The sequence below is a fragment of the Flavobacterium azooxidireducens genome, assembly GCF_023195775.1.
GTDB classification, from domain to species: Bacteria; Bacteroidota; Bacteroidia; order Flavobacteriales; family Flavobacteriaceae; genus Flavobacterium; species Flavobacterium azooxidireducens.
In genome coordinates this window covers 1,849,666-1,870,769 of sequence record NZ_CP096205.1, presented here as the reverse complement: position 1 = coordinate 1,870,769, position 21,104 = coordinate 1,849,666, and the positions used below count along the sequence as shown (strand labels likewise).

Sequence of the window (21,104 nt, the reverse complement as noted above, 5' to 3'; positions counted from 1 at the left end):
AAAGTAAACATTAAAAAAAATCCGCTTAAAAAAGTAAGCGGATTTAACGGATTTAAATTTTCAAATACAACCTTGCAGAGGCAATTTCACCTTTAATACCAACGGGTTTTACTTCCAACAAAATTTCATAATTTCCTTTCGGAATTTCTGAAATAGTTTCTTCAGAATTAGTTTGTTGATTTGATAAAATTGAAATAAAATCAAACGTTTCAACCGGCATTAACATATCGCCCGGAAAAAACGGAATTGGGTTACGTTTGATGGTTCCAATAATTTTCCCGTCTTTTTTTACAGTAGTTGTAAAAACAAATTGAACTACCATTTTCTTATCGCTGTTTAGTGCGATGGAGTTTCCGGTGAAGGTGAATTGAATCGGATATTTATTTTCTCTGAAATCGGCATACAAATTGACCGCTTTATTGCTTTTGGCTGCTATCTCAATTTTAGATTGTTCTTTTACTTTTATTTCTCCTTGAACCAATTGAGAAAAACCGGAAATACTTGATAATAAAATAATTAGAATGATACTTTTTTTCATATTTTTAATTTTATGGATTAGTAATGGTATTAAAATTTTCTTCAAAAATCGTGGTTGGTCGTTTATCGTGATAATTGTAAGTTATTTTGATGAATCCCAAATAATGATTCGTTTGACGATAATGCGTATAACTGATTTCAAATTTTCGTTTAGCTACATTATCTGAACTTTCAACTGTCATTTCATATTTAGTTTTGCCGTCACGATTAAATGTTTGTTGAGCTGTTTTGTAAAACACAAAAGTGGGTTTCGTTTCTTTTCCTATTTTGGTATGAATGATGGTTTTTTTACCCATTTCTACTTCAAACAACGGAATAGTTGAGGATAAATTTGTGTTCCAAAACTGAAGCTGAGCCTGTGATTTGAGACTAAAAATCAGTAATAGAAATACGATTCTCATCTTTTTTAATTAACCGAAACAATGCTATACAAAATTCCCAAATTGTATTTCGCTTTATTAAATCGCATATAGCCCACTCTAGTTGGAATATTGCTTGTTCTTTTCGCTTGCTCCAATGTGACAGAAGGTACTTTGGCATCTTTCAAAAAAACAATCGTTTCTTGTTTACCTACAATTTCATCATTCACGGGTTTATATACTTTTAGTTCATAAACTATTTTGAAATAAGCATTATCGTGCAAATCAGCTAAGGTTTTATAGCCGTATTTTGAAGGTTCAAATTGAAAGCGAACTTTGGTATTCATTAGCGATTTAATGTTTCCATTACTCACTTTCATTCCACTTTTTCTTGGCACTTCAAACACACGACCGTAATTACCAATGTATTTGAATCCGGTAGGTTGAATTTGGTCTTCATTTCCGGTGATTTTATTTTTTACGAACAAACGACACCATCCGATTCCGTGCACGCTTTCTGTTCCAACATTAATATTTTGATTGACCGTGTGTGCCGCTAACCAATCGAATTTAAAATCATACTTTACCAATTGAGGTAGCGATTGAGCAAAAGAATTTGAAATAGAGAATACTAAAATCAGTACAGCTAATTTTATTGTTTTCATTTTTAATTTAATTTTTCGTTAATAATTTTTTGAGCTAAAGCGATGGCTTTTTTATCATTGTATGATGAATCATCCGACAGATTAACCAAGAGTGTAAATGATAATCCGTTGTAGAAAACTTTCAATTCTCGCGTGGGAACTCCGGCAAATTTTTGATTCACAAAAACAGCATAATCGCCCACATTTGACACTTCTTCTACACTGAAATTTTTCATAGCATTTTTGGCGATTGACTTGGCCATATCAGATTGTTCTGTGGTTACTTTACCTTCTGAATTCAACTCTGCCGTTTTTTCATCGATACCTTGATTGGAAGCTTCGATTTCGGCTTCGGTTAGATTGTGGTACTTCTTTTTAAATCCATCCAAAGTGCTATTTTCCACCCAACTTAAAGTGACTTCATCATTAATCGGAGCATCCATTTTTCTTCCCATCATTTCAATTTGTTGGGTTCGACTTGTTTTATCCCAAGAGTAAGAAATGGAGATTTTGTTATATTTTTTTTCAATTTCAGAATCCGGACTTTTTTTGGCTTCCGAAGCGGGATAACCACTTGTTTCGGCCGCCATTTCAAGGGTTAACAATTCGTCAAGTTTTCCTTTGAAATCTTCTGCGATTAGTACATTCTCTTCTATGACTTGATTAAGTTCTTTTTCCATAGAAGAATTGTTTTCTTTTTTATCTCCTTCGCAGGTAAATGCGAGAAGAAAAATACTGAGGATTGATAGGATGGTTGTTTTCATTATCAAATTGAATTAAGATTTTGTTACTTTGAATTTTAAAATACATTGACCACCACCAAAAATTGTTACTCCATCTACAATAGAAATTAGCGGAAATGTTTCTCCTATTTTAATTTGGTCTAATCGAAAAATTTCTTTTATAAATCCAAAATTTAAGTTAGATGCTCCCGTTCTTTTGGCTTTCATGTGCGAATAAATTTCAAGTTCATATTTAACACCATTGTTATTTAGATCTGAATTGTTCAGAACAAATTCTCTGTAAAATTCCGGTGAGTTAGAAAAGGCTTGTTTTTTTGAAAGAAGCTTATTTTCGTTATTTTCTGTTGTGTTATAAAAATCGGACGATTTATTCCCGAAATTTTGTACTTGTTCTCTTCCTGAAGCAGTGACTTTAAAAAGTTTACAACCAAAAAATCCATAAATTTTGCCTTCCGAAGCGTCAATTGAAACTGCACTCACCACAAACTTAGTAGTTCCTGAATTAGAAGTAGAAGAGGTTACTTGTGTTGTTGATTTGGGTAATTCTTTATTATTTTTTATATGTTTATCACCATTCCAAACTCCATCAGTCATTGCCGATGTCCAACCCCATTTTCCTTTAAAACTATTTCCTTCAAAATTGAATTCAAAATGGCCGGTTTTTTTCGTATTATTATTGTAAAAAGTCCCTTTTAATTTTTTTGTTTGTGGAGAATAGATTGCAGTAACAGTGCCAATTCCTTTATAAGTTCCGGTAATTTTGTTTCCCACTTGTTGCAAAATAAGATTACCATCGGTGGTGTTCCATTTACCGCTCCACACATTGGTGACATTTTTAATCGCATCTTTTCCACTTGTTTTGCTGGTTGCTTTCCAAATATGATCAGTATTAGTAGAATATTTATTATCCGTTCCATATCCCCAATTTCCATTAAAAGAAGTAATTCCGCTATCAAAAAAATGTTGTTTTCCGCTGGGTGCAAAGAAGATGAATTTTCCTTCGGCTGCTCCATTATGAAATGTACCGATGATTTCTTTTCCGTTGTTGGTTGTGCTGCCGGTAATGGTTCCGTTATTTTTATAATCACCATAGACCATTCCGCCATTTGGATATTCGTAGCCTACTTCAAAAGTGAGGTTGATGGTTCCGAAATTTGTACTGTAAATTCCATCAGACATTGACTGTGCACTATTTTGTAAACCAACAAATAGTAGTAATAATGTGATAATTTTTCTCATTGTTTCAATTAATTTAATATTATTTTAAAATTTCATTTTTATCGATTCCGTAACTCAAAATGATTGGATTACTAATTTTTCCGTCTCCAGAAATAGGCTTCCAATTGCTTGGACTTTCTACATCGGAAGCATCACCTCCTTTTCCTTTTATCGTAAACTCGATGTTTTTTGAAGAAAGTTGAGAAATCGTAATTTGTCCTTCAAACGGCATCTCAGACGTGTCCAATACATTTGCATTGGTGTTCATAAAGAGAATTGTGGCGGATGGATTAACACCATCGTACTCATTGCTCAGGGAAAAATTCCCTGTCAATGGCAATGAAAAATTTTCTGGAATGTGATTTATTGTTACCATAAATGATTTTCCGTTTTCACCAATTAACTGCAAGGCAATAGCCAAACCGTTGTTGTCTTTGTTGAAAATCGCTGTGGCTTGTAACTTTTCATCAGATTTTAAATAAACTTTATCAGCAACTTTATAATTAACAAACCCACCATTGTTTTCCATATCGGCTGCATCAGGCAAATCAACTTGAGTTCCGGTTTTACTTTCAATTGCTTTTTCCATCGAATTGGTTAGAGCATCTTGAGTACTTTCTTTCAGTTTATTGCAGGAGATTAAACTCAATACAATAATAGAAAAGCAAAATTTTCTCATCTTTATAATTTTATAAATTCTACTCTTCTGTTTTGTGCTTTTTCTGCAGATGTTGCATTTTTATTAAGTGGTTGACTTTCGCCCTTTCCGTCTGTTTCCAATCGAGAACCATCAATTCCGTAAAAACTGGACAAAGCGGTTTTAACGGCAGCTGCTCTTTTTTGTGAAAGTGATAAATTGGCCGCATCTGCACCATCGCTATCGGTATGACCAATGATTTTTACACGAACGGTTGGGTTTTCTTGTAATGTTGTGGCAATTTCTTTTAAAACAGTGCCACTTTCGGGTTTAATGTTGTCACTGTTTACGTCGAATAGAATTCCGTTGGTTACAAATTTACCTTCGGTAATCAATTTATTTCGCGTATCAGCACCTGCAACAGCGTAACGAATGTTCGTTAAATAAACTTCGCATTCTTTAAAAAAGCTTCTGAAAAAAGCAAAATCATAGGCTTTACTTTCTGTGAAAAAACGAGGCATATCAACCAATTTATCTTCGTTCACATAAACGCGTAATCTTCCGTTTTGTCTCCAAAGTGAAACTTTTACAAAATTGTTGTCTTGTGAAGTATCCCATTGCGGCATTTTGATTTCGTTATTGATTTCACTTCCGCTTGACGGAATAATTTGAACGCTACACGTTGCTGCTCCCGGATGCAAATAAATTACCGATATTCCTTTTGAGAAAAATCGTTCCAGCATTAAATTATCCGGTTCAGTGGTAAAATTTAATCCCAAACCAGGATAGTTGTTAGTAGGATCAGCATTGATTCCAACTTCAAATTCAAGCGTAAAATTCTCCGGAAGTTTTTTAATATTATCCGGAATAAAAGCTCCATTTTTGGTCATCGAAAGCCATTTGCCTGATTGTCCGTCTACATTCACTATTTCTCCACTTGCGTTGGTGTTGAATTCTGCCGGAAAATCACCAATGCTTAATCGATTAAAATTGTCGAAATACAATTCTTTTTCACCCGCTTCAAAGTCAAATTTTGAATTGGATTTAACTGGTTTTTTTGATGAAGATGATTGTGGTTTGGATTCTTGATTTACATCTGTTGATTGTTCAGAACTATCTTGTTGTTGTTCTGTTTCCTTTTTCTTCTTTTCCTTTTTCTTAAACAAATTGGTGATTTTTTCTTCCACTTTGTTTAAGGTTTTGTCAACTGTTTCGTCTCCTTTTTGTTCTCCTCTGCCATACGTCTTGTCTTTTGCATTTTTAATTACACGTTCTCCAACTGTTGTTTCTTGTGCGAAAGAAAATTGGATAATAATTAAAAAAGCTAACACGGTTAAAAGTTTTTTCATTTCTATAAAATTTTAATTAAACATTCGTTCATTTTCCCTTTAGTGTGAAGAATTAAAAAAGGTAAACATGCCAACAGAAAAAAAAATTAAGTAGCTTTGTTTACTTTCAAAAAAAAATTGCACTAATGATAAATGCCCCAAATTTGATTGAGCAATTAAAAACCGGCGACGAAAAAACCATTCGAAAAATCTATGAAGAAAATAAAAATGGTTTCTTTCTCTTTGCCAGTCGTTATAATTTGGATAAAGATGAATTGACGGATGTGTATCAAGATGCTGTGATTGCACTACTAGAAAATGCCAAAAAAGGTAAGATTGATGAGTTGAAAAGTAGTTTGACTACCTATTTATTTGGAATCGGAAAATTTATGATTTTTCAACGATTGAAGAAAAAAAACAAAACGATTCCGAGTGATGAAATAGAACATTTTGAATTTGAATATGATGACTATTCAGAAGATGAAATTAATATACAACTCATTTCACTTCGAGAAAGTTTGAAAAAATTAGGAGAACAGTGCTTAAAAGTATTAACCTTATTTTATTATGAAGAAAAGAAGTTAGATGAAATTCAATCGCTGTTAGGTTATACAAATAAAGATGTTTTAAAAAGTCAAAAATCACGTTGTTTGAAGCAACTGAAAGACTTAACAAAAAAGTAAAGTAGAATGGAAAATGAAGAGTTACTAAATAAGTATTTTGAGCAGCGACTTTCTGACGAAGAAAAAGTTGTGTTTGAATCTTTATTGCAAAATGACAGTGAATTTGCGAAAGAAGTTGCCTATCAAAAAAACGTGAAGAAAGCAATCACTTTAAACGAAAGAGAAACACTTAAACAAACGTTACAATCGTTTGAATCAAATAAAAATCAACCAAAAAAAACCTACCAATTTTGGTCTATTGCTGCTGTATTTTTATTGTTTTTTGGTGGATTGGCTTGGTTTCAATTTATGCAGGATTCACCTGAAAAATTGTATAAGGAATATTACCAATCCTATCCAAATGTAGTGGCTCCAGCGGTTCGTGGCGACAATGATCGCAACATTAAATCGGATGCATTCTATGAATATGACAGCGGAAATTATCAAAAATCACTTGAATTATTTTCAAAAATTTATGCCGATGAAGAAGTAGATTATGCTCTTTTTTATCAAGCGATGTCGTTGATTGAATTGAAACGTTATCCAGAAGCTATTGCTTTATTTGAAACATTTGAAACATCCGATCAAAATGCCTTTTCCCCTTTTGTCAAATGGTACAAAGCCCTTTCTTATCTCAAAACAAATGAAAAAGAAAAGGCAATTCAACTCTTAAAAGAATTGTCAGAAAAGGAAAATCCGCAACAGCAAATGGCTAAAAACTTATTGGCAGAATTAGAATAATTTTTTTCTGAATAGAAAAATCAGCAAACCAATTGCTAAACCAATTCCGATATACAACCACCAATTCGTACTTTCAAGAATTGGAGAAACATCACCATTCACTACAAATCCAGCCCAATAAAACGGGTGATTTTTCATAGGATTATTTTCTATAAAATCACGTTTGGCATTGGCCAATGCTTCATCTTTGGACTGACCTTCTTTTAAATTTTCATAAAAAGAAATCATAATTTCTGAAGTTTCTTTATCGGGCACTTGCCAGAGGCTATAAACAGATGATTTTACACCGGAATACGTTAACGCACGTGACAAACTCATCATGCCTTCGCCACTTTCCATTGAACCAATTCCGGTGTTGCAAGCACTTAAAACAACTAATTTGGATGGAAAATTCAATTGATATAATTCATCAAAAAGCACTTTCTGGTTGTCTGAAAAAACTAATGAAGATTTAGCATAATCTTCTTCCATTAACGAATGCATAGCTAAATGATGAAAAGAAAAATCGGTAGTAGCTTGTAAAAAATTCTTCCGGTTAGCTTCTTCGTTCAAATAGAGTTTACCGTTAAATAAATCGCTGATTTTTTTTGCCTCTTTCTTAGCTTCGGCTAAATCGAATAAATCAGCTCTTAGCAATCCTCTCATTTGATTTTCGGTTGGAATTTTTGCATAATTGGGAGCAAATGAAACAAAGCGATTTAAGTCATTTCCTTCTTTTTTATCAGTCTGCAGAATATCCCATAATTTAATTGAATAAGCATAACTGGTATGGAAATTTTGAACCAACATTTGTCCATTCTTATTGGAAAGACTTTCAAAAGAAACCAAGTTTAAAAAGTCTTCCGGAACAAAAATGATTGCATCAACCGACTGATTTTTTACCATAGGATGAACAATTTTTTCGTATAATAGTTTGCCCGTTTTGGCATAATTCCCATCAATGGAATTAACTTGTTTTAGTTGTTGATTCACTATTTTTTTGATGGATGCTGCTTCACCTAAATTCACCAATTCTATCGAAGAATTTTTAATGGCAAATGCATAAACTTCCTTTTCAGTAACTACATATTTTATCATCAATTGATTAGTCGATAATTTCTTCTGTATAGCATCAATCGAAAAATTACCTGATTTGAAGGTTTCATACGATTGGTCTTTTTCGTTGATTGAAGCCTTTATTTTAGTAATGTTTTTATCTAAATCAACTAGTTTATTTTTTAATTCTTTGTTGTCTTTACTTAATTTTAATTGTTGTTCGATTGCATTTTTTTCAAAAACCAATTCGTTTAAATTTCTTATCAACGATGGTGGAACTTTGAGATTCTGACTGTTTTTTACTTCAAAAATATTCCATAAATGTTGTGAGGAATTATTTTCGATTCGGTTTAAAATAACTTTGATTTTTGATTTATCATTGGGATCAATTAACAATTGTGTTTTCAGAAGACCGGCACTTATTTCTTTATTAAAAATGTTCAAGCTATAATTGTATTTCCCTTTCAAATAAAATTCATTAAACATATCAGAAGCTATAAAAAAAAGATTGTGAGCAATTATTAAATCTTCCTTTTTCTTATCTTTCTCATACATCAAAAAATAAAGTGTTGCCGAGTTAATGATATTTCTAATAAAAGTATCACTATTAAATTTTTTGAAATGAGAATACTTTAGATTCGTTAAGGTTGCTACTTTCGTTTCATCCTTTAATAAATCCTGATAAGTCTTTAAAAGTTTTGTTTTAGATTGATTTGTTTTATTCTGAGAATTTAAAATAGTTGCTTCAAGAATTTCGATAGTAAAACGAGATGCGTTGAAAAAGTTTTCAGAGATTTTTTTTCCTTCCTCAATAACGTCCAAGGCCTCTTCAAATTTTTCGTATTTGTTGTAAACCTTGGCTAGCTTTAAACAAGCTACTAACTCATCATGTTTAGAATTATACTTTCTTGCCAATTCAAGAGTTTTTTTATTAAAAGCAATGTGTTGATTGATTTGATTTTCGTCTAAAACATTGTTTTTATAAAAAACATCTTCATAATCAAACCTTGCCAAAAGCATTGGCTCATATAATTTTGGTTTATAATCTTCGGGTAATTTATCAAAAACCAAAACAACAGAATCCAAGTAATTTTTGGCGAAATTATTCTTATTTATCTTATTGTTATACCGTAAGTTTGAAAGATACTTTAGCATTTTGTAGTGCTCTTTTTCGATTTTATCGCCTCTTTTTGTTTTGGAAGCAAAACCCTCTTCGGCATACCATTTACTAAAATTTGAATTCAAGTTATCTAAAACGATTTTTGCTTGCTTTTCATCTCCGTAGCTTAAATTTTCCCAAATGGTATTGTTGGAAGAAGAAACAACATAACTTTTATCTATATCATTTGACTTTTTGTGAAATTCAAGAGCTTTAGTGTAATGATACAATGATTGATTATGAAAGTGTAAATCTGAATAGGCAGTTGCCAAGCCGTTGTGAACAATTCCTAAGCGAAAATAATCTTTTGCATAAAATTTGTATGCCAATTTCAAAGCCTTTTCATAAGCTATAATTGATTCTTCATACCTACGAAGCTGCTTTAAAATATAACCTTGATCTTGAACAAAATTAATTAAGTCTTTGTCTTTAGGAAGATTTTTAGCCGTGAAGTCATATCCTGTTTTGGCGTAGTTGAGTGCTTTTTCCCAATTTCCGGAAAATCCGGTTGAAAGGTACAAATCACTATAAAATTCACTGATAAACTTTTTATTGCTATCCAATACTTTAATCTTTGAAATAAATGGAATTGCTTGTTCAAAAATCGAAACAGCTCCAGCAACATTGTTGTTTTCAATTTCAATTCCTCCTTTTGCATAAAGATATCGGGCGGTATAAAAAGCAACATCCCCTTCTTTATTGCTCGTTTTGAGATTTTCCCATAGTGGTAAGGAAGCTTTATAATTTTTGCTTTTATCCAAAGAATCTGCTTTATTCAAAAGCATTTCTCTATCACTATTTTGACTATGCAATGATAAATTCAGCATAATGCTCAACAAAACAACTACAACATATTTCATAAAACTTCTTTAAATTGTTAGTGTCCTTATTCAAACAAAGTAAACAGTTAAAAATAAGTTTTTTTTAAATATAAAATAAAAATAGAAGTAATTTGTAGTTAATTAAATTAATCTATTAAGGTCAGAGTAAAAAAGTTGGAGTTTTAAAAACAAAAAAACCTTCCATTTCTGAGAGGTTTTGTACCCGGAGTGGGAACCTGCCTGCCGGCAGGCAGGTCGAACCCATACACCTAAGTACACGAGTTTGAGTCTTCATTCTCAAAATTATCTCTAATAACTTTCAACTTTTCTTTTCCAATGCCTGATTTAAAATATTTTTCTCTTGTTCGAGCTTCTATTCTTGTGGCATATTCTTCAAAATAAATAAGCTTAAATGGCTTATAAGGTTTTGTTGTTTTATTTCTTCCTGAATTATGTTCAAAAAAACGTCTTTCTAAATCATCTGTTAATCCAACATAGATATAATTTCTTTCTAAACTTGATATGGCGTATACAAAAAACATAAATTTTAAATTAAATTTCATAAAAAAAACCTCCCATTTCTGAGAGGTTTTGTACCCGGAGTGGGAATCGAACCCACACACCTAAGTACACGAGTTTGAGTCGTGCGCGTCTACCAATTCCGCCATCCGGGCATAAGGATGCTTATTTGTGGGTGCAAATGTAAGTAGTTTTCTTTACTTTTTCAAAAAAATTGTCTAAAATATCCTTTCCAAGTTGATTTTTATTTCTAAATTTGCACCTCGTTTCGGCGACACACAACTAACTAACTACAAAACAACGAATTAAAATGTCACACAACGAACCGGAAGCAAAGATATTTGCTTGTTCAAAAAGTGTATACTTAGCCGAACAAATAGCCAAAAACTATGGAATTCCGCTAGGTAAAGTAACGTTCTCTGAATATAGCGACGGTGAGTTTCAACCGTCTTTTGAAGAATCCATTCGCGGATTGCGGGTCTTCATCGTTTGTTCCACTTTTCCAAGTGCCGACAATTTGATGGAACTTTTGTTAATGATTGATGCTGCCAAAAGAGCATCAGCCAGACACATTACCCCTGTAATTCCTTATTTCGGATGGGCCAGACAAGACAGAAAAGACAAGCCAAGAGTGCCAATTGGAGCAAAACTAGTAGCCAAATTATTAGAAACAGCCGGAGCAACCCGAATTATGACGATGGATTTACACGCCGATCAGATTCAAGGTTTCTTTGAAAAACCGGTTGACCATTTGTTTGCCTCCACCATCTTTTTGCCATATGTAAAAAGTTTGAATTTGGAGAATCTAACGATTGCTTCACCCGACATGGGCGGTTCCAAAAGAGCCTACGCCTATTCTAAATTTCTAGAATCGGATGTTGTAATTTGTTACAAACAACGAAAAGTTGCCAACGTGATCGACACAATGGAACTTATCGGAGAAGTAAAAGGAAGAAACGTCGTTTTAGTTGACGATATGATTGATACCGGCGGAACCCTTGCAAAGGCAGCCGATTTAATGATTGAAAAAGGAGCTCTGAGCGTTCGAGCCATTTGTACACACGCCATTTTATCCGGTGATGCGTACGAAAAAATCGAAAAATCAAAATTGAGCGAATTAATAGTAACCGATTCTATTCCGTTAAAGAAAGAATCAAACAAAATTAGAGTGGTGAGTTGTGCACCGCTTTTTGCAGAAGTAATGCACATGGTGCAACACAACAATTCCATCAGTGGAAAATTTTTAATGTAGGCTTTTGAAAAGTAATGGGTTATTGGTGAAAGTTAATTGGTGATTTGGACTATAAAATAACCGACAACAGAAAACCGACAACCGACAACGAATTTTTATTTATTAACTATATATTATTTACAATGAAATCGATTACGATTAAAGGATCAGAAAGAGAAAACGTAGGCAAAAAGGCAACGAAGGCCGTACGTGATGCTGGAATGGTTCCTTGCGTTATTTACGGAGGAGATCAACCAGTGCATTTTACAGCAGAAGAAAAAGCGTTCAAAAACTTGGTGTACACTCCAAACGCACACACTGTTGTAATCGAACTAAATAGCGGTAAAAAAGCAGATGTAATTTTACAAGACATCCAATTTCACCCTGTATCAGACAAAATTTTGCACATCGACTTCTATGCGTTAAAAGACGACAAAGAAATCGTTATGGAAATCCCTGTAAAAGTAACAGGAACATCGCCAGGTGTATTAGCCGGTGGAGTTTTACGTTTAAACCAAAGAAGATTAAAAGTGAGAGCTTTACCAAAAAATCTTCCTGATTTCGTAGAAGCAAACATTTCTCCATTAGAAATGGGTAACAAATTATACGTTACAAAAATTGAAACCAACAACTTCAAATTAATGCACCCGGACAACACTGTTGTAGCTCAAGTGAGAATTTCACGTGCCGCTATGAAAGCCGCTCAAGAAGCAGCAAAAGCAGAAAAAGGCGGAGCAAAAAAGAAAAAATAATTTCAATTTTCTCAACAACAAAAGCATCGGTTCACGCCGGTGCTTTTTTTTTATTCTGAACTTTTTTCAGAATCACAATCACAGAAAACTCTCAACCGACAACCGACAACTTTTTTTAGAACCTAATCCCGCTGTTCACTACAAGCTTGTTTGCCAAACCCGTTTTTTCTAAGCCGCCCCAAGAGCTTCCGTTAGTCGCTTTGGGTCAGCAAGAAAAAATCGGTTTTGGCTGCACAAGGCTTTCCGTTACCATCAGGGGTAGAACGTGCTCCAAATCAAAATCGGCTAGAATTAGAAACTTTCGTACTTTTGCACTATGATTAACTGGATCACATCACTTTTTCAAACCCAAAAACCCGCCACAGAACCGGATATGAAAAAATTTCTAATCGTCGGACTCGGAAACATCGGAGCCGAATATGCCAATACTCGCCACAACATCGGATTCAAAATACTCGACCATTTTGCCAAAAAAGAAAGCATCAGTTTTCAAACCGCTAAGTTGGGCGACGTAGCCGAATTCAAAATCAAAGGACGAACCTTGATTTTTCTCAAACCCAACACCTATATGAACCTCAGCGGAAAAGCCGTGAAATATTGGATGGAAAAAGAAAACATCGAAAAGGAAAATGTTTTGGTCATCACCGACGATTTAAACCTCAGTTTCGGAACCATCCGCATCAAAACCAAAGGAAGCGATGGCGGTCACAACGGATTAAAAAGTATCCAAAGTTTATTAAATACCACCGAATATCCACGTTTTCGCTTTGGCATCAGCGACCAATTCAAAAAAGGTCAACAAGTGAATTACGTTTTGGGTGAATGGGACGAAGAGGAAAAATCAAAACTAACCGAACGATTAGAATTATCTGCTCAAATCATTCAATCGTTTGCTTTAGCAGGATTAAGCAACACAATGAACGAATTCAACGGAAAATAATTGGCTTGCTTTTTGAAACATTCATTTAAAACATCAACCATGAAAAAAATAATTACTCTATTTTTATTTGGATTATTATTTTCCTGTAACGCTCAGAAAAACGTTTCAACAGCTATGCCAAAACTCGTCAGCGAATGTCCTAAAGACGGAACGTGTGAAGTAGAAATTCTAAAAAACAAACAACTCATTCTGCATTACGATGATTTGGGCGGAATGTATTATGACATCAAAGACCAAGAAGGAACCACGGTAATTCACTATCAATACAACAAAACTACACAAGCAAATTTACAAGACGGTCATTATCGCGAAGACATTATTTTTGAAATAAAAAATTCAGATAAATCATTAGACCTAACTGATTCAGAACTTCAACAAGTCAAATTAATTTTTGGTCGTCATTGTTTCTGCAAAGGACAAACCGGTTATTTTAAAATTGAAAAAGGAAATTTACAACTATCGGCTAAGTCTGCTATAAGCTTCAATTTAAATTTTACCTGCGATAAAGTGCCACAGATTATCAAAAGTATTTCTGTAAAATAACACTAAAAAAACCTGACAGATTATTGAAATCTGTCAGGTTTATATACTTAGCTGATAATTGATTTATTAAAATCGATAGCCTAATGTTATATAACTTCCTGTGGCTCTAATGTTTGCTCCGTCTTCAATAATTGACTGAAAAGCACTTCTATAAACAAAAGCTAATCTTATTTTATTCACATCCATACCAATACCAAAATTGTAGCCCCATTCATTTTCTCTATAAATAGTATCAAAATCTAAGTTGATATTTCCGTCTTTTCCATCAAAATTATGACGGTAATAAGGTCCTGCAAAAACAAACATACGCATACTGTTTCCGGAATTAGTTGGCGTTCCTATCTCTACATTCAATGGAACAGTAATGGATTGTCTTTTAAAGGTTCCTTGAGCAGATTTACTGCGATTATCATCATACAAAGCCTCAAGATTCAAATGTACTACACGTGATAATTTATAGTTCATTTGAATACCGGCACTGTAACTAAAGGAGTTTTTGGCATCAAAAAACTCATCTTTATAAAGATGTCTTCCATTTCCAAGATTTAAAACCAAACCGGCTTGAAAACGCTTTGTAATACCATTGTCGTTTGTTGTTTGAATACTTTTTAAAGAAGATGCTGCTTCCAATTGCGGCTGATTACCAATATCTGAAATTAATTTTGCGGTATAATCTACCACTTTAGTCATTCCATCATAATCCAACAAATCGGCTTTGTCTTCCGGTTTGTGATAGGGTGATTTTGTTCCGGTGAATACATGAATTGCCGGAATTCCTTTATCACCAAAAGGTTCGGTATCTGTTCTGTTTTCAATAGAAGCACTTGTGTTTAATAACGTGATTCCTTCTGTATGCTTTTTGGCAATTTCTACTCCGTTAACTAAGCTTCCTATTCCTTTTAAATCTAAGCCTTTATTAGCTTCCAACATACCAACCATGTCAAAACTAAACATAACTTTAATTTGATTGCGTAGCTCTGCATCAATGGTTTCTACATAATGTTTAGAGCCTAACAATCCACTTTCTTCGGCATCAAAAGCAATAAAAATTAAACTCCGTTTGGGTTTGTTTCCGGCTTTATTAAAGTGCTTTGCCAATTCAATAATTGCAGCCACACCGGATGCGTTATCATCGGCACCGGGATAAATAACTTTTGTGCCTTTTCGCATCTCGTAACCCATGTGGTCATAATGAGCTCCAATAACGATATATTCATTTTTCAATAACGGGTCTGACCCTTCAACCATTCCAACAACATTGGTGGCTTTTACCCAAACCATACCCATTTTTAAAGGAAATTCTTGAAAATGATCTTCGCCCATGGCCATCAAACCGGCTGATTCAAATTCTTTTTTGATGTAGGTTTTAGCCAAATCTTTACCGTCTGTTCCCAATCCTCTTCCTTCTAATTGTTCAGAAGCCAAATAGCTGACATGAGCATTGAGCACATCTTTGTTAGTAACTTGTGCCAGCGATAAAAATCCTGACAAGATAAATAAAAACACAAACAGTTTTTTTTGTCTCATGATAAAGAAAAATTTAGTTATGAATTAGAACTACAATGATATAAACTACATCTTATTCCTGCAAAAATTTAATTAATTTTTGTGAATTTTTAATAAAAAAGCCCAATCAAAAAAATGATTGGGCTTTGAAAATTTATGATGATCTTTTATTCAACAATTAAACGTTTTGTTTCTTGATTATTTCCATCGGAAACTTTTACTAAATAAATCCCTGCTTGCGGATTTACTAACTGAATTTCTTCGTTAAAAGAACCATTATTAGAATACGATTGTTCAAAAATCAATCTTCCTCTCATATCAAACACAGTTACCGCAATTTTTTCAGATTCTAAATTATTCATCGCAAGTGTAAAGTTACCTTTGGTTGGATTTGGATATAGTCCAAAATTTAAACCAATATTATCCGCAAGACTTGCCGGAGCATTTTCACTACAAATAGTTAAACTCCAGCTATTAATAGCTCCTCCGTCTAGATTAAATACATCTTGCACTCTTAGTGTCCAATCCCCTTGCGAATTTTGACCATTTAAAGCTGACAAAGGTTGCTCTGGCAATAGCACACCTGAAATTGCAGGATTAACACCACAAACCAGAACAATTCCGTTATCGTCAAATGTTGCCACTGCATTTGCATCACCTTCATCGGGATTACATTCTCTGTTCATTAATTGCACTTGTGTTCCAGAAGGGCTAATTAGAGTTACTATCAAATCGTTTATCCAAGTATGTGAAACGTTTAATGTTACTGTAATTTTTTGAATTATTACATTTTCAACTGCTGGAATTGTTAACATTGAATTTACTGTAGGAGTTCCGGTAGAAGGAATTACTATTGGAACATTTTCAGATGCCGTAGTTCCGCAATAGGTTGTTGAAAAAGAAAATGGCGATGAATAAATTCCTGAACAAGCACTATTTCTTGGTGAAACTCTCCAATACAAAGTTGTTTGATTAGGCAAAGAAGTAGCAACATAGCTATTTGTTCCAACCACAGCTTCTTCAAAAATTGTTAAGAACGAAGCGTCTAAAGCAATTTGAATTGTATATAAAGAAGCATTCGAATCAGCTGCCCATTCAAATGACACTCCTGAAGGCTCGACATTAGATGCGTTTGCAGGAGAGTTTAACATTATTGTATCAAAATTACTGCTTACCACATCTAAATACATATTAACTGTTTTGGTTATAACTCCAGAAGTTGCCGTTACAGCAATAGTATATAACCCAATAGGTGTAGATGCATTTGTTGTTACTTGCATTTGAACAACTCCTTGCGTTGAAGCTGATGTTGGTGAAAACGATACTGTTGTTCCGGCAGGATTTCCAGTTGCAGAAAAAGTAGCATTAGCATTAAATCCTGCAAAAGTTTGATAATCTAAGTTAAAAATTTCATTATTTCCTTGACAAATTGCTTTATTCTGTTCTCCTTCAATCCCATTAAAAGCAATAGCCATTGTAGGCGTGGGAGCAGTAATAGAAAAGTTTGTATTAGAAACATCTAAAAATATATTTTTATGTCCTTTTACCATAATTCTATTCGTTGTTCCAACAGAATTTGGTACAGTAATTATTTCTGATCCATCATTTGGAACCTGACTTGCCAATAAAATTGGAAAAGTTGAACCTCCGTTGGTTGACAAGTAAATATCTACATAAGGAGTGTCAACACCATTTGCAGTAGTTCCCGCCACATCCCAAGTTACATTTTGGTTTGTTCCTGCTACCCATGAAACATTTGTATTAGGAGCAGTTACAATAAAAGGGCCTGCGTTTGCAACAGTGGTAACCGTCATATTAGCTCTGGCAGTTTGACCTCCGTTTGGTGTTGCATTATCTCTAACGGTTAAGGCAAAATTCATGGTTTTTGCGATGGATGGAACTACCTCCCACGTATTTGAAGTTGCTCCAGCTAAAATTGTTGTCATAAAAGGCAAATACCTATTCGGGCTAGACGATGGATTTCTGGATCGAAACCTTGGACCATTTGCTGCATCGGTTGCTGTTGGAGGCTGAATTGCAATTCCTGTATCAGTTTGTTCCCAACAGTAAGTTAAAGCATCTCCGTCTGCATCGGTGGCATTTCCTTCTAAAACAAAAGCGGTACTCCTTGGAATTGTATAATTTGGAATAGATTGAATTACAGGAGCACTATTATTGTTATTAATATTATCAGAGCAATTGCCTGTTCCTGCAATAAAATTATCCATTTGAGCCAAACTTAGCACATGAAAATAAGCATCCGAATTATTTTGAACATTTGGCGAACATATACCCGCATAGCCCATTATGGTTGAAGCACTACCCGGCTCAACAGCAGTTGCTCCTGATCTTTGGCAACTATTATTTTGTGTATGTGTTGCTCCAAATTGATGACCCATTTCATGAGCAACATAATCAACATCAAAAGGATCACCAACGGGTGCAAATGAACCTGTAATACCTCTTGCTTTGTTGTTTGTGCATGGAGAATTTAATTGAGCCAAACCACCGCCACCTGTGCTTACAGTATGACCAATATCGTAATTATCACTACCTATTATACCATCAATTACTGTCTGACTTTGGTTAATTAAAATATTTGAATTGGTATTATTGAAATTATCACTCGTTATGAAAATTATATCTAAATTATTAGGAACCAATTGCATTGTTAAAGACATATCTCTTTCAAAGATTCCGTTAATTCGGGTCATAGAAACATTCATAGCTGCTAAAACTGCTGTCTTTCTGGTTTCCTCTGGTGTAGCCGCCGTCATTCCGGCCGCTTGCCAATGAAATTGTGCATATTCAATAGTGCAGGCCATCGCCAAACGATAGGTTCTAAAAATTCCAGTGTTTGATGATATATCAAAATTATTTCTTGGAGAAAAATGAATACCTTTATCTTCTTCAAAATCTTCATCTTCAACCAAACAACTAAAGGTTGAGCTAGGCTGAATGTTTTTTCTAGAATAAATAACATACTGAGTCAAGTCATTTGTATAGGTATCAATATAATGAACCGCTCTGTCTGCCCTGAAAAGCATAGCATGTAATCCAAACATTGTAACACTAAAACGCACCATTGCTGTCTTATTTTCTGTGCCAATACCTACATACGATCGAATGTCTGCAAATTGAGCTTGTAAATCCGGATGCATGACAGAAGCTTCGTAAATTCTGAAACTTTCAAATTCTCCTTCGGCATTTGGAAAATTTAAAATAACGTTTGAAAGCAAGTTCGATTTATCTCTTTTAGGAGCTTTAAGCAACTCTCCTTTAAAATTTTGTAGATCTAAAGAATAAATATCATAATCTATTGGAAATGTTGTTCTTTGAACTCTTTGAATTGGAGATAAATTTGTTTCATCAATCTTTTCCCAGAAATTTTTCTGTGCATAACTGGTTGAAAACAATAGGCTGAATAATACTATAAATAAAGCTTTTTTCATGTAATTAAATTATAAAGTAGTAAAAAGAAAAAATGATTTGGAACTAACAACTAATTCTGACTAAGAAGAAACAAAAGTTTCATTTTTCAAAAATAATAAAAAAAGCCTAAGAAACTTGATTTTTTTAGAACCCTAATTGCATATTGTTAAACAATTACAGATATAATTTAATGATAATCAATAAAATTATTGATTTGATATAATATTTTTTAATACTTTTGCCTATTAACTATTTCCAATTATAATGAAAAAAATTACTTTAATTACAATTATGATGTTGTCCTTCTTTAGCTTTGGACAACAAAAAACTCCAGTTGTTTTCGGAAAGGCTATTTCTGCAGATGCAATTTCTCCTTCAGGACATGTTAGATGTATAACCACAGAGTATGAAAAATTTCTTCAAGAAAGTGATCCAAAAAGATTAACTGATGCTCAATTTGAAGCATGGATTGCCCCTTTAATTGATCAATACAGACAACTTGAGTCAGTAAGTTCACAATCAGGTGGAATTATTACTATTCCTGTTGTGGTTCATGTTATTCACAATGGTCAACCAGTTGGAACTGCACCAAACATTACAGATGCACAAGTTGAGTCACAAATTACCGTTATGAACAACGATTTTAGAAGATTAGCGGGAACTCCTGGTTTTAATAACAATCCTGTTGGAGCAGACACACAAATACAATTTGCTCTGGCAAAAGTTGATCCTAATGGTAATCCTACAAATGGTATCAACAGAGTAAACCTTTGTGAACCTTCTTGGAGTACAGCTGACATAAACGGTACGGTAAAGCCAAGCACCATATGGGATCCAACTCAGTACATGAACATGTGGAGTGTGAATTTTTCAGATCAAACACTATTGGGTTATGCACAATTCCCTAACAATTCTGGATTAGGTGGTTTACAACCAAATAATGGATCGGCTTCAACAGACGGTGTTGTTGCAAATTTTGCTACTTTTGGTAGCATTGATTACAATGACGGGACATTTTTATTATCAGCTCCTTTTAATAGAGGAAGAACAATGACACATGAAGTAGGACATTTTTTAGGACTTAAACACATCTGGGGTGATGGTGGTTGTGGTGTTGATGATTTCTGTGCAGACACGCCCGCTTCTGATGCTGCAAATTATGATTGTCCTACAGGTCATATTTCTTGTACCACGGTTGACATGATAGAAAACTACATGGATTATACCGATGATATTTGTATGAACATCTTTACACAAAACCAAAAAGAAAGAATGATTGTTGTAATGAACAATTCTCCTAGAAGAACTACCTTAAAAACATCTACAAAAGATCAACCTATCGCATTGTTTGCAAACGATGCTGAAATTATTGTTGAAAATTCATGTACATCGGGTGGGGGTTCATGTTCAGGGTCTGTTCAAAAAGTAACCATTTATAACAGAGGAACTTCAAACTTAACTTCTGCTTCAATTGAATATAGTATTGCTGGCGGACCAACACAAACTTATAATTGGTCTGGTAATTTAGCTACACATAAATTCCAAACCTTTGACATGCCAATTAATGCTACTTCATCTGGCTCATTAAACATGAGTATTATTAACGCCAATGGCGTTACAGATCAAAGAGCTTCTAACAATGATGCTCTTGGCGATTTTGTTTTACCTGTTGCACCAACAGCATATACCACTGCTCAAGTTGTGTTAACTTTACAAAGAGATTTTTACGGTTCTGAAACAACTTGGAATTTAAAAAATAGTGCTGGTGCAACTATAGCTCAAGGAGGCCCTTATGCCAATTCAGTTGGAACTCTTCCCGCATTAATAACGCAAACTATCAATGTTCCTAATAATGATTGTTATGTATTTACAATGAATGACAGTTATGGTGATGGTATGTGCTGCGGATTTGGTAATGGGTATTATAATTTAAAAACAGCTCAAAATGTAACCATAGTAGATTATACTACAGGTCCATTTTCGTCGCAAGTAACACCTTTTGTTATTGGTACGCTTGGAACTGAAGACTTTTCAATGTTAAATTCAATCAATTTATATCCTAACCCAACAAGTGGAATTTTGAATATTGGAATTTCAAATGAGTATGAACTTCCTTCATCTTTCACTATTTTTAACACTTTAGGACAAGTAATTAAACACTCAAAAATCAGTTCAAATTCAGATTTAAGCATTTCAACTGATGGGTTTAGTAATGGAGTTTATTTTGTAAAAATCGAAAAAAATAACGAGTCTAAAACACTACAGTTTATTAAAAATTAATTTTTTGTTTTATATGA

General features: G+C 33.8%; 18 protein-coding genes and 1 tRNA gene. 7 read left to right on the top strand and 12 right to left on the bottom strand.

Translation table 11 applies throughout. The features are described from left to right. Nucleotides 1-52: 52 nt before the first annotated feature. From M0M57_RS08125 to M0M57_RS08095, 7 genes are read right to left on the bottom strand one after another with little or no spacing between them, the layout of a single operon-like run. Nucleotides 53-538, bottom strand: coding sequence for a hypothetical protein (locus tag M0M57_RS08125; RefSeq protein ID WP_248436679.1), 486 nt, complete (start codon nucleotides 536-538; stop codon nucleotides 53-55). Nucleotides 539-548: 10 nt separating this feature from the next. Further along, nucleotides 549-938: a hypothetical protein gene (locus M0M57_RS08120; RefSeq protein ID WP_248436678.1), complete on the bottom strand. Its 390-nt coding sequence runs from the start codon at nucleotides 936-938 to the stop codon at nucleotides 549-551. Nucleotides 939-943: 5 nt separating this feature from the next. After that, on the bottom strand, nucleotides 944-1,561 hold the full coding sequence (locus M0M57_RS08115) for a hypothetical protein (RefSeq protein ID WP_248436677.1): 618 nt from the start codon (nucleotides 1,559-1,561) through the stop codon (nucleotides 944-946). Between the two features lie 2 nt (nucleotides 1,562-1,563). Then, complete coding sequence (locus tag M0M57_RS08110; RefSeq protein ID WP_248436676.1) at nucleotides 1,564-2,304, bottom strand: hypothetical protein; 741 nt, start codon at nucleotides 2,302-2,304, stop codon at nucleotides 1,564-1,566. A gap of 12 nt (nucleotides 2,305-2,316) precedes the next feature. Next, nucleotides 2,317-3,522, bottom strand: coding sequence for a hypothetical protein (locus M0M57_RS08105; protein ID WP_248436675.1), 1,206 nt, complete (start codon nucleotides 3,520-3,522; stop codon nucleotides 2,317-2,319). A gap of 19 nt (nucleotides 3,523-3,541) precedes the next feature. Then, nucleotides 3,542-4,180: a hypothetical protein gene (locus M0M57_RS08100; protein WP_248436674.1), complete on the bottom strand. Its 639-nt coding sequence runs from the start codon at nucleotides 4,178-4,180 to the stop codon at nucleotides 3,542-3,544. Nucleotides 4,181-4,182: 2 nt separating this feature from the next. Beyond that, complete coding sequence (locus M0M57_RS08095; RefSeq protein ID WP_248436673.1) at nucleotides 4,183-5,487, bottom strand: OmpA family protein; 1,305 nt, start codon at nucleotides 5,485-5,487, stop codon at nucleotides 4,183-4,185. Between the two features lie 125 nt (nucleotides 5,488-5,612). On the opposite strand from M0M57_RS08095, the gene M0M57_RS08090 reads away from it, so the two are divergent. Both M0M57_RS08090 and M0M57_RS08085 read left to right on the top strand, forming a co-directional pair. Beyond that, nucleotides 5,613-6,149, top strand: coding sequence for an RNA polymerase sigma factor (locus M0M57_RS08090; protein ID WP_248436672.1), 537 nt, complete (start codon nucleotides 5,613-5,615; stop codon nucleotides 6,147-6,149). Nucleotides 6,150-6,155: 6 nt separating this feature from the next. Further along, nucleotides 6,156-6,869 (top strand): tetratricopeptide repeat protein, encoded by a 714-nt coding sequence (locus M0M57_RS08085; RefSeq protein ID WP_248436671.1) that lies wholly within the window; start codon nucleotides 6,156-6,158, stop codon nucleotides 6,867-6,869. On the opposite strand, the gene M0M57_RS08080 is transcribed toward M0M57_RS08085, so the two are convergent. From M0M57_RS08080 to M0M57_RS08070, 3 genes are all read right to left on the bottom strand, one after another. Then, on the bottom strand, nucleotides 6,861-9,923 hold the full coding sequence (locus tag M0M57_RS08080) for a CHAT domain-containing protein (RefSeq protein ID WP_248436670.1): 3,063 nt from the start codon (nucleotides 9,921-9,923) through the stop codon (nucleotides 6,861-6,863). The genes M0M57_RS08085 and M0M57_RS08080 overlap by 9 nt on opposite strands. Nucleotides 9,924-10,153: 230 nt before the next feature. After that, nucleotides 10,154-10,426, bottom strand: a complete 273-nt coding sequence (locus M0M57_RS08075; RefSeq protein ID WP_248436669.1) for a GIY-YIG nuclease family protein — start codon at nucleotides 10,424-10,426, stop codon at nucleotides 10,154-10,156. Nucleotides 10,427-10,478: 52 nt separating this feature from the next. Beyond that, a tRNA-Leu gene (locus tag M0M57_RS08070) sits at nucleotides 10,479-10,558 on the bottom strand. Nucleotides 10,559-10,713: 155 nt separating this feature from the next. Here M0M57_RS08070 and M0M57_RS08065 point away from each other — a divergent pair. From M0M57_RS08065 to M0M57_RS08050, 4 genes are all read left to right on the top strand, one after another. Continuing rightward, a complete protein-coding gene (locus tag M0M57_RS08065; protein ID WP_248436668.1) occupies nucleotides 10,714-11,655 on the top strand; it encodes a ribose-phosphate pyrophosphokinase in 942 nt (313 codons plus the stop codon). A gap of 122 nt (nucleotides 11,656-11,777) precedes the next feature. Next, on the top strand, nucleotides 11,778-12,386 hold the full coding sequence (locus M0M57_RS08060; protein WP_248436667.1) for a 50S ribosomal protein L25/general stress protein Ctc: 609 nt from the start codon (nucleotides 11,778-11,780) through the stop codon (nucleotides 12,384-12,386). Between the two features lie 316 nt (nucleotides 12,387-12,702). Continuing rightward, a complete protein-coding gene (gene pth / locus M0M57_RS08055) occupies nucleotides 12,703-13,326 on the top strand; it encodes an aminoacyl-tRNA hydrolase (RefSeq protein WP_248436666.1) in 624 nt (207 codons plus the stop codon). A gap of 39 nt (nucleotides 13,327-13,365) precedes the next feature. Then, nucleotides 13,366-13,869: a hypothetical protein gene (locus tag M0M57_RS08050; protein ID WP_248436665.1), complete on the top strand. Its 504-nt coding sequence runs from the start codon at nucleotides 13,366-13,368 to the stop codon at nucleotides 13,867-13,869. Nucleotides 13,870-13,935: 66 nt separating this feature from the next. Here the strand turns inward: M0M57_RS08050 and M0M57_RS08045 are convergent, their stop codons facing one another. Further along, nucleotides 13,936-15,396 (bottom strand): M20/M25/M40 family metallo-hydrolase, encoded by a 1,461-nt coding sequence (locus tag M0M57_RS08045; RefSeq protein WP_248436664.1) that lies wholly within the window; start codon nucleotides 15,394-15,396, stop codon nucleotides 13,936-13,938. Between the two features lie 146 nt (nucleotides 15,397-15,542). Further along, nucleotides 15,543-18,827, bottom strand: coding sequence for a reprolysin-like metallopeptidase (locus tag M0M57_RS08040; protein ID WP_248436663.1), 3,285 nt, complete (start codon nucleotides 18,825-18,827; stop codon nucleotides 15,543-15,545). A 244-nt stretch (nucleotides 18,828-19,071) separates the two neighbouring features. Here M0M57_RS08040 and M0M57_RS08035 point away from each other — a divergent pair, with 244 nt between their 5' ends. Then, nucleotides 19,072-21,087: a M43 family zinc metalloprotease gene (locus M0M57_RS08035; RefSeq protein ID WP_248436662.1), complete on the top strand. Its 2,016-nt coding sequence runs from the start codon at nucleotides 19,072-19,074 to the stop codon at nucleotides 21,085-21,087. Nucleotides 21,088-21,104: the final 17 nt, after the last annotated feature.